Source organism: Streptomyces sp. NPDC051909 (assembly GCF_040681095.1).
In the GTDB taxonomy this organism is placed as follows: domain Bacteria; phylum Actinomycetota; class Actinomycetes; order Streptomycetales; family Streptomycetaceae; genus Streptomyces.
In genome coordinates this window covers 37,338-46,589 of the sequence record NZ_JBFAYA010000038.1, presented here as the reverse complement: position 1 = coordinate 46,589, position 9,252 = coordinate 37,338, and the positions used below count along the sequence as shown (strand labels likewise).

The 9,252-nt window shown below is 71.1% G+C and carries 5 protein-coding genes and 2 pseudogenes; 4 read left to right on the top strand and 3 right to left on the bottom strand.

Annotated elements, in window-relative coordinates:
- Nucleotides 1-132: 132 nt before the first annotated feature.
- Nucleotides 133-1,122 (top strand): TauD/TfdA family dioxygenase, encoded by a 990-nt coding sequence (locus AB0M18_RS34055; RefSeq protein ID WP_365764929.1) that lies wholly within the window; start codon nt 133-135, stop codon nt 1,120-1,122.
- Nucleotides 1,123-1,212: 90 nt separating this feature from the next.
- Nucleotides 1,213-1,452, top strand: a complete 240-nt coding sequence (locus AB0M18_RS34050; protein WP_365764927.1) for a family 1 glycosylhydrolase — start codon at nt 1,213-1,215, stop codon at nt 1,450-1,452.
- A 466-nt stretch (nt 1,453-1,918) separates the two neighbouring features.
- Here the strand turns inward: AB0M18_RS34050 and AB0M18_RS34045 are convergent.
- Nucleotides 1,919-2,063, bottom strand: a pseudogene (locus AB0M18_RS34045) (IS630 family transposase); the annotation flags it as partial.
- A gap of 272 nt (nt 2,064-2,335) precedes the next feature.
- The gene (locus AB0M18_RS34040; protein WP_365764925.1) at nt 2,336-5,116 is read right to left on the bottom strand and encodes an AAA family ATPase; all 2,781 of its coding nucleotides are present in this window, start codon (nt 5,114-5,116) and stop codon (nt 2,336-2,338) included.
- A 146-nt stretch (nt 5,117-5,262) separates the two neighbouring features.
- Between AB0M18_RS34040 and AB0M18_RS34035 the strand changes: the two genes are divergently transcribed.
- Nucleotides 5,263-5,844: an RICIN domain-containing protein gene (locus AB0M18_RS34035; RefSeq protein WP_365764923.1), complete on the top strand. Its 582-nt coding sequence runs from the start codon at nt 5,263-5,265 to the stop codon at nt 5,842-5,844.
- A 1,483-nt stretch (nt 5,845-7,327) separates the two neighbouring features.
- Nucleotides 7,328-8,275: a hypothetical protein gene (locus AB0M18_RS34030; protein WP_365764921.1), complete on the top strand. Its 948-nt coding sequence runs from the start codon at nt 7,328-7,330 to the stop codon at nt 8,273-8,275.
- Nucleotides 8,276-8,981: 706 nt separating this feature from the next.
- Here AB0M18_RS34030 and AB0M18_RS34025 read toward each other — a convergent pair.
- Nucleotides 8,982-9,191: pseudogene (locus tag AB0M18_RS34025) on the bottom strand (HNH endonuclease); the annotation flags it as partial.
- Nucleotides 9,192-9,252 lie beyond the last annotated feature (61 nt).

Below are 9,252 nucleotides of genomic sequence, written 5' to 3'. Positions count from 1 at the left end.
CATAGCCCCCCCCCCTCGCTGTCCGCCTCCTCCCCCCCCCCACCCGCTACGTGGGGGGGGGGGCGGGGGGGGCCCCCCCCCCCCCCCGGCCCGGCCATAGGCGAATCGAACAGCACCGGCACGGCCGGCGTGATGGATGAAGGACGGATGATGACAGCGGTCAGCAACGGCTCCCCGTTGGTTGTATGGCATGTGGACGCACGTGATGGAGCTCCCGACTGGGCCCGGCGCAACAGGGGGAAGTTGAGGTCGGCCGTCACGGAGCACGGCGCCGTGCTGGTGCGGGGCCTCGGGCTGGGCGACCCGGAGACCTTCGCCGCGGTCAGCAAGTCGCTCGCCGACACCGACGAACTGATGGTGGAACACGAGGGGTTCGCCCACCGCGACGAGGTCCCTGGACCGGTCTACTCCACCGCCGGCTGGGCCGACGACCAGACGATGTGCATGCACCACGAGCTGAGCTACGCCCGCGAGTTCCCCGCCATGCTCATCATGGGTTGCCTGACCGCCCCGGACCAGGGCGGCTGCACCGCCGTGGCCGACTCCAGCGCCGTGGTCGACGCGCTCCCCGCCGAGGTGGTGGACCGCCTGGAGTCCGAGGGCTGGCTGCTCACCCGCAACTACAGCGACACGGTCGGGCTGCCCTGGGCGGAGGCCTTCGGCACCTCCTCCCGGGACGAGGTGGAACGGTACTGCCGCGAGGGGGGCATCGAGTTCGAGTGGCGAGGCGACGACCTGCGGACCTGGCACCGTCGACCCGCCCTGATCACCCACCCGGTCACGGGACGGCGGTCCTGGTTCAACCAGATCGCCTTCTTCTCCGAGTGGAGCCTCGATGAGGACGTCCGCGACTACCTCGTCTCGGTGCTCGGGCCCGACGGCCTCTCCTTCAACACCGGGTGGGGGAACGGTGAACCCTTCACCGCCGACCTCATCCAGGTGATCAACGAGGCCTATGCGCGAGCGACCCGCCGCGAGCCCTGGCGGGCGGGCGACCTGCTGATGGTGGACAACGTCCGGATGGCCCACAGCCGGGAGGCCTTCGAGGGCGACCGGCGCGTCCTGCTGGCCTTCGCGGATCCGCTGCGCGCCCGGCTCCCCGAGACCGCGCTCGGGATCTGACACCCGCGAGCTTGCGAGTGGCCCTGTCGTTTCGGATCGAGCGGGCGGTCGACGAGGACGGCTGAGGCCCCTCCGTCTGGGGCGTCTTCTGTGCCCGGCCCGGCGCCGTCCGGGACGGGGCACACGGGGGCGGCGGCCTGCGACCACAACCACCGCTACCCCGGGGACATCGCTCTGATGCGGGGCATCGGCCTCGACGGCTACCACTTCTCCATCGCCTGGCCCCGCGTCCTGCCGCCGGCGCGGGCGCCGTCAACCGGGCCGGACTCGCCTTCTACGACCGGCTGGTGTCATCGGCGCCCCCGTCCCCCGCTCGCTGACCGCCTATGACCACTGATCGCTTAGGAACTGCTCGTCCAGTACTCCAGCTGTACGTCGCTCGTGGGCTGCTGGTGCCCCTGTGCTTCGGGGCGGAAGACGATCGTGGGGAGGGATGGAACACACGCTCGAACTACCATCCCTGCAAGGTTCTCCGGCCGGTACTCCTCAACCTCCGTAGTGGCGTAGTCGGACGGAGACGTCCCTGTAGAGAGGACGGAGGGCAGAGCGCGATGAGTGTGGTTGAGAGTTGGTCGCGTGTGATGAGTCTTCTTCGGGAGCACGCGCCGGCCGATCACGCGGATCTGCCGGGGCCTGCTACGGAGCAGATGCTCGCGGCAGCCGAAGAGCGGATGGGGATCTCCCTGCATGGGGACCCGCGGACGTGGCTGTTGCGGAACGATCTGGATCTGCCGGAGGAAGATTGCGACGACGACGTGATGTGCTGCGGCTTCGACGGGTTCCCCGACGAGGGAAGCTTCTTTCTGGGTAGTGTGAACGTCCTCGGCCGACCGCCCCCGGTACTTCGGGTAGAGCGCCTCGAAGCCGCCGGCGTTGAAGTTGTGGATCACGTCCCGGCCCCGGTCCGGGCTGGTGAATGTCACCTCGGCGATCTTCGCCACGGTCGCCAGGTCACCACCGATCCGGTACGTCTTGGGGAGTCGTCGAATAGCGTTGCCTCGAAGTTCGGTTTCCAGGAACAGGGTTGCCTGTTGATCCGACGAGAACTCGACCGTCACCAGGGCTCCGAAGATCGACAACATCGACCCGCGAAAGGCTCCGCCGTACGAAGGAATTGACGAAGCGGGTGATCCGGGAGCACGCCCGCGAGGCTCAGATCGCCACCACCACAGGTCGTGTGCGGGACGTTTCCGGCGTGCTTTGCCCTCTCCTTTCAGTGTCGGGCCCATCGTGAAGCCATTTCGGTTCGGTTTGCGTAGCCGAGTTTGGCGAGGATGCTGCGGACGTGGCTTTCCACTGTGCGTTCAGAAATGACCAAGTCGTCGGCGATCTGGCGGTTCGTACGGGCCTGGGTGACAAGCTCGGCGATCTGGCGTTCGCGCGGGGTGAGCGGGTCGGTGTTGTGGCGCTGGGCGGCGATTTCGCCGAGGAGGCGGACGGCGACGGCGGAGGGGCCGGGCAGGTCGAGCCGGTCGGCGATCGACAGTGCCTCCCCGGCGAGGGTGGCCGCCTCTGGGAGGGCACCTTTGTCACGTAGGACGGCGGCCAGGTCCAGGCACGTCAGCGCCACGTACGGCCGCGCGCCGAGGGCCCGGTTGCGGGTCAGCGCCTCGCGCAGCAGCTCCTCGGCCTGGTTCCGGCGGCCGGCGGTCAGGGCGAGCCGGCCGAGGTCACGACTGACCGTGCCCGAGAAGAGCGCCGTGGGTGTGCCGATCGCGCCTGGGTGGGACCGGAACAGCGCGAGCTGGTCGTACACCAGTCGTGCGGCCCCGGCGTCGCCGGCCAGTTCGATCAGGTCGACCAGGTTCAGCAGCATGGCGGGCCACCGCGGGTGCGTCGTCGGGACCGGAAGGAGCGGGCGTAGCCGGTCGTAGGCGTCCAGTGCCTCGTCCAGCCGTCCGGCGAGGAACAGCGCCCGTGCCCGCAGGGACTGGATTCTCGGGTGTCTCGGTGCCCGGTCGAAGCCACGCCACATCTCCTCGGACAGTTCGCCGGCGTCGCCGCGGACCTGGGCCAGCTGCTGGTGCAGTACGTAGCTCAGGGCGGTCGCGGACTGGTGGTCCCCGCTGGCCAGGGCGAGCTCGGTGGCGTCCGCGTTGCAGCGACGGGCCTCGGCGAAGCGTCCTTCCTGCACTGCCCGGGCGGCGCTGACGCGCAGCAGGTGCCAGCGGGTCAGCGGCAGCGGGGAGCGGGCCACGACCGCCTCGATGCCGCGGATCGCGTCGTCCACCAGGTCCAGCCGGCCGAGCAGGTATCCGGCCTGGACGCGCCACTGGTGGCCGAGCACGGCGGCGAGCGGGTCGCCGAGCTGCTCGGCTCGGGAGACGGCCAGCTCGCCCAGGCGTAGGCGTTCGGTGGTGTCGTCGGGGTGGGTCAGGGTCATCTGCACCGCTCGGGCGGCGTGGAGTTCGGCTCGCAGGTCACCGGTGGCTTCGGCCAGGCCGAGGGCGGAGCGGGCCTGCTCGGTGGCCTCCTCGAACGAGTCGAGCTCGGCCGAGGCGGTGGCGAGTTGGGCGAGCAGGCGGGCGCGCATCGCGTCCGGCAGGTCCGGGGTGGCCAGGGCCGCCCGGCACAGTCGGGTAATGGCCTGCGAGGCGTGGGGGAACGTGACGCCCTGCAGCACCAGGGCGACTTCGGCGAGCAGGGCCGGCCGGCCGGTCGAGACCGCCGCCTCTGACGCCTCGTCGCAGTGGCGCAGGCTGGCGTCGTAGCGCCCGGCGAGATACTCGGCGCGGGCCAGTTCGATGAGCGCCGGGGCGCGCTGCGGGTCCGCCGCGTCGAGTACGGCGGCGGCTTCCCCCAGATGCCGGGCGGCATCCGCATAGGCGTACCGTTCGCGGGCCTGGTCCGCGGCGATCCGGGACCAGCGCGTGGCGGCGGCGCGGTGCCCGGGCTCCGGGCCCGACTGCCGCCAGTGGGCCGCGATACGGGCCGCTTCGGCGGGGTTCTGGGCCCGCTCCAATGCCAGCGCGGCCGCCCGGTGCAGAGCCCGGGCGGCCGCACGGGTGGTCCGGCCGAGCACCTCGTCGCGTACCAGATCGTGGGTGAAGCGGTAGCCGCGCCCGACGCCGGGGGTGTTCGCCGCCGTGAGGACCCCGGCGTGCCAGGCCGCTTCCAGCGCCTGGGCCACGGTGGTCTCGCACGACTCCGGCAGGACTGCGGCAAGCTGAGCGGTGTCCAGGCGTTCGCCGAGTACGGCCGCGGCCCGTACGACGTCGCGCTGCTCGGCTGTGAGCCCGGCCAGCAGGCCACTGACGACGGTGCCGAGGTTGCTCGCGTGCGTGCGCAGTGCGGTCACGAGCAGGGGCAGCCCGCCCGTCCGCCGATAGGACTCCGCCGCGTCCGCCTCGCCGAGGCACCTGGCGACTTCCTCCCGGGTGAAGGGTGCAAGACGCAGCGTGGTGGCTCCGTAGCGGCCCAGGTCCGCGAGGGCTCCGGCGGCTTCCTCGGGCACCGGTTCGCGGAAGGTGCCCAGCACGAACAGCCCGCACTCGGCGACCTCGCCGGTCAGCTGCCGAAGCAGGTCGAGGCTGGCGGTGTCGGCCCAGTGCAGGTCCTCCAACAGGACGACCAGGGTACGTTCGGCGGCCGCCGCGGCCAGCGCCTCACTCATCTGAACCAGCTCCAGGAACCGCACCGCAGCCGCGTCGGCCGGTTCCCGTACGCTCCATGGCCGCTGCCTCGCCGCGGCCCCGTCCTCCGACCGCCCGGCGGTCCGCTGTCCGGGGACTGCGGGGGTGGCTCCCGCGAGGCGCAACGCGCGCTGCCAGGGCCACAGCGGCGGCGCCACGGCGTCCCTCGGGCAGTGGCCCCGTACGACGGTGACACCCGCGGGATCGGCATGGCGGCGCAGTGCCTCGGCCGCCAGGGTGCTCTTGCCGATGCCCGCTGGTCCCGCGAGCAGCACAACGGATCCGGAGCCCCGCGCCGCGGCCTCGATCCGCTGGGCGAGCACCGCCAACTCGGCCGCCCGTCCGACGAATTCGCTTCCCACCGCGACAGTATCCCGCAGGCGCACGCCACGGGGGCCGGTGTCGGGTACGTACCGCGGTTCAGTGGCAGTACTGATGCGCAGAGCGCTCTGCGGGAGCCACCGTGGTCGGCATGCACCCCACGGAACGGAACCCGAAGGAGATCATCATGGCAAGTGGCATCATCCGTCGGACGACTCGCGCCGCGGCCGTCTTCGGCGCCACCCTGGCCGCCGCCTTCTGCGGCTTCACAGGCCCCGCGCACGCAGTGCCCGTCCCGGACGCCGCGTACTTCCAGGTCAGGCCGCTGCACAGCGACAAGTGCCTCGACGTCGCGAACATCAGCTTCGAGCATGGCGCGGATGTGCTCCAGGCCGACTGCTGGAACGGCTGGAACCAGCAGTGGCGGCTGGAGCAGCTTCCCGGCACCTGGTACTTCCAGATCAAGCCGCGGCACAGCGGCAAGTGCCTCGACGTCGCGTACGCCAGCAAGGAGCACGGCGCGAACGTGATCCAGGGCGACTGCTGGGGCGGCTGGAACCAGGCCTGGGGCTTCTTCGAGGACCATTACGGAATCCCGCAGCAGGTGGCCAGGCCCGAGGTCGGCAAGTACTACCAGATCCGCGCCCGCCACAGCGGCAAGTGCCTCGACGTCGCGTACATGAGCAAGGACCACGGCGCGGACGTGATCCAGGGCGACTGCTGGAACGGCGCCAACCAGCTCTGGCGCTTCGTACCGGCACCGCAGTAGCAGGCGCCGGGGCCGGTCGGGGCGCTCCACTTCGACGACGGACCAGACTCCGCCGCCGTCCAGCGGTACACCTCGCCCGGCACGTCCGAGCCGCCCCGGATCCACTCGTACCTCACCGGGCCGCAGAGCGCCCTACTGGCCGGCAGGGGAGAGGGCTCGTCCTCGGCAGACACAGGGGGACGCGGGCCCGCACGCCGACGGCGTGCGGGCCCTGGCGCGTAGGCTCGTGGACCAAGGCGTGTGTGGCCTTCTTGCGCTCGGCCTCGCCGGCCGACGGGGTCTCCGAGTCGTCCTGCGGCCGGCCGCGAGTTGGTCGGGTGTCCTGCGGCAGCATGTCGCCGGGCGTCGGGGTGCGCAGCCAGTTGCGGTGGGTGGCGACGCAGGTCTCCATGGCCCGGCCGAGGCCCTGCCATGGATGGAACCGGTCGGCGACTTGCAGAGCGTCGGGGGCTCCGCGTCGGCGCCCTCGGCGTAGGCGCCTGTCCGGCACCGGCGGATGATCGCCACGCAGGGGTGGCGGACCAGCCGGGCGGCGAGTGGCCCGGCTTCACGAGTCGGGAGCACATGGACCACGCGATGGTCTTCGGCGCTGGTCAAGAAGGTGGAGTAGGTCTGGCCGCGGCGGATTGCGAAGTCGTCCACGCCCAGCATCCGTGGAGTACTGAATCGCGGATCGGGCAGTGCCATGCCCCTGCGTAACGGGGATCCGTCCTGCACCGAAGCCCCAGCTGGGCTGCCAGCCGGGCGTCGGCCCGCCTCGCGAGGAAGAGTTCCACCTGCTCCAGGGCGTGGTTGAGCCGAGTGGTGAACCGTGAGTACGGGGCGGCCAGTCGCGAGAGCGGCTCGGTGAACGTCTGGCGCGGACGGGCCGCTGACCCGCAGATGAGGGGCTGGACCGTCAGCCGATCACGTGTGGGGAGCCTACTGCCCGGCACTGACTCTCAGCCTGAGAGGCGGATGCCGGGCGCGGATTCCGCGCACTCACCGGGAACGCAGTTCTCTTCCATGTCTACGTGTGGACCGCTTGCGGAGGCGGGGCCGCTGGGCATGGAGCGCTGCGTGTGTTCCGGGTGCTGTTTCTGGTGCGGGAAGCGGCGTTTTTCTTATGTGTTGGAAAGGCGTGAGAAGCGGCTGGCTGCTCGCTCTGATGGGGCGGCGGCCTTGGCATGTCAGGGCAGTGTGATCGCCCGGGGGTGTCTGGCGGCCTTGGTGAGTGGGTGGCGGATCCGTCACGTACTCACCGCCCGGCTCACCATGAGGAGTTATGGGGGCGTGACGGGTGTGCGCCGTGGGTGGTCGGTGGTGTGGTGAGTGGGCTGTCAAGAGTCGGGATGTCCACGCTCCCGGAGCTCTCGACGGAGTCACGATGGCCCTCTTCCCGCCGCGCCGCGACCGGCGCGGCGACACGTCTCCAAGCGTTGCCGCAGCTACGTCACGTCCTCTGCGCGTACGGCGTGCCGCCCTGGTACGGGTCGGGGTGTGGGTGGCGCTCGCCGCCGGTCCGGTCGCGCTGGTCGTCGGCTGGGTGAGGCCTGCCCCGGCGGCGCGCGTCGCTTCTGTCGCCGCTCGCCCGTCTTTGACGGAGGTTCCCCCGGACAGTGATGGTCCGGCCGGGTTCGCGGAGGTGTTCCTCGGCCTGTGGCTGCGCAGCGGTGCCGGTGAGCAGAGTCCGGCCGCCCGCGCGCTGAAGGCGATGGCACCTTTCGTGCGGCCGCCGGTGTGGGGGAAGCATCCCGTCGTTGTCGAGGAGTCGGCGGCGGTGCGGACTGTTCGCGAGGGCGAGGGTGTCTGGTCGGTGACCGTCGCGGTCGGCATGACAGACGCGGGGGAGCGGGGGGAGGTGGCGGGCGTCGGTGTGTGGTATTTCGCCGTTCCCGTCCAGCGCGGTGACGGGTGGAGCTTCATGGCCGGGGCGCCGAGCGAGGTCGCCGGCCCTGCCGCGGCACAGCCGACCGACTCCGCGTACACGACAGTGGTGAAGGCGGGGCCGCTCGCGGAGCGGCCCAACCAATGGGCACAGTTCGACGCCAAAGGCCAGTCCGAGTGGTTGGACCTCACCCGCGTCGGCCCGTACGGGCTGCAGGGCCTGTCCGGCGGGACGTACCACCTGGACGGACTGCGCATCACCGACAGGACAGGCTTGCTCCTGGCGCTCGGCGAAGCCTTGCTCGGTCCCGGCACCAACTACGGCAGAGACCTGGACTCGATGACGGACTACCTGGGCGGCGGGCCCTCCGTCGTCCCCCCCGTTCACCCTCGTCTGGCACCACGCCGACATTGCCCGCCACGCCCTCGCCGGACACGTCCTGCACCACCGCAGCGGCCGGTCCTACTTCGAGGAGACCGTGAACCTCCTGCGCAAGTACGGCGCCACCGTCGTGCTCGAGTGAGGGAGGCGACGGACAATCCCGGACCCCTTGACGACGCCTGACCTGGAGAAGGAACGGCGTGGGGCAACGAACAGGCCATCAAGACCCGGTCGTATCGTCTCCCGGTGCCCGGCTGGTGCTACGGGCTTCGAGGTAGCCGGTCCAGTCGATAGCGGCGCGGCGGCGCCACTCCTGGGCAGTGATGGGGTGCAGGCCGAGCATGGGCGCGAGGATCGCGGGTGGCAGGTCCTGGGCGAGCTGGACCAGTGCGGTGGTGCGGCTTGGGCGGATGGGGATGTGGTGGGCGGCCAGGCGCCGGGACAGGGCACTGGCGGAGATATGCCGGCCGGGCCGGACACCGGGGAAGAACCAGCGGTGGGGCGCGTTGGCCGCCCACCCGCCGGGCGGCGCCTGCTCGGCGAGATCAGCCAGGAGCCGGGCGAGGGGTTCGGGCAGCCGGATCGGAGTGCGGTCGAGAAGGACTACCGCGTGGCCGTCGAGCGTGCTCAGTGCGTCGGTGGGCAGGGCTGCGATGCGGGTGGCGTGCTGGCCGAACAGGAGGAGAAGCGCGCCGACTGCGCGGACTTCCAGGGGCAGGGTCCCGTCGGTGAGGCATTGCTGGAGGAGTTCCGAGTGGGAGTCCTCGTCGAGTCCCTCGGTGGCGGCCTTGGGCCGGTGGGGGACGAGGAGGGGCCGGCTGTGGCCGCGGAGGGCGGCCCAGACGGCGAAGTCGCGGACCTTGTAGCGGGCGCCGGGGTCGCCGGTGAGTCAGGCGTCGACCTCCGTCTCGTCTGCCGCCAGATCCCAGAGCAGCTTGGTCGCAGTCCACTCGCCGATGTATCGGCAGTGGGCGTCGGGCAGCGGCGGCATCCACTCTGCCGGATCCCGATCCGCCTTCGCACGGTTCGACTGTGAGGTCACCGCGCCCAGCGACGCGGTGGCTTCCTGGTCGTTCGGGTACGCCTCACGACGAGCGGCCTGAAGACGCTCTTTGAAATCGTTCCTGTCCGCACTTCCGTGAACGATCTTTCAGTGGCCA

What these genes read in the sequence shown, in the direction of transcription:
- AB0M18_RS34055 (WP_365764929.1), top strand. Translation starts at nt 133, where the DNA reads ATGGATGAAGGACGGATGATGACAGCGGTCAGCAACGGCTCCCCGTTG.
- AB0M18_RS34035 (WP_365764923.1), top strand. Translation starts at nt 5,263, where the DNA reads ATGGCAAGTGGCATCATCCGTCGGACGACTCGCGCCGCGGCCGTCTTC.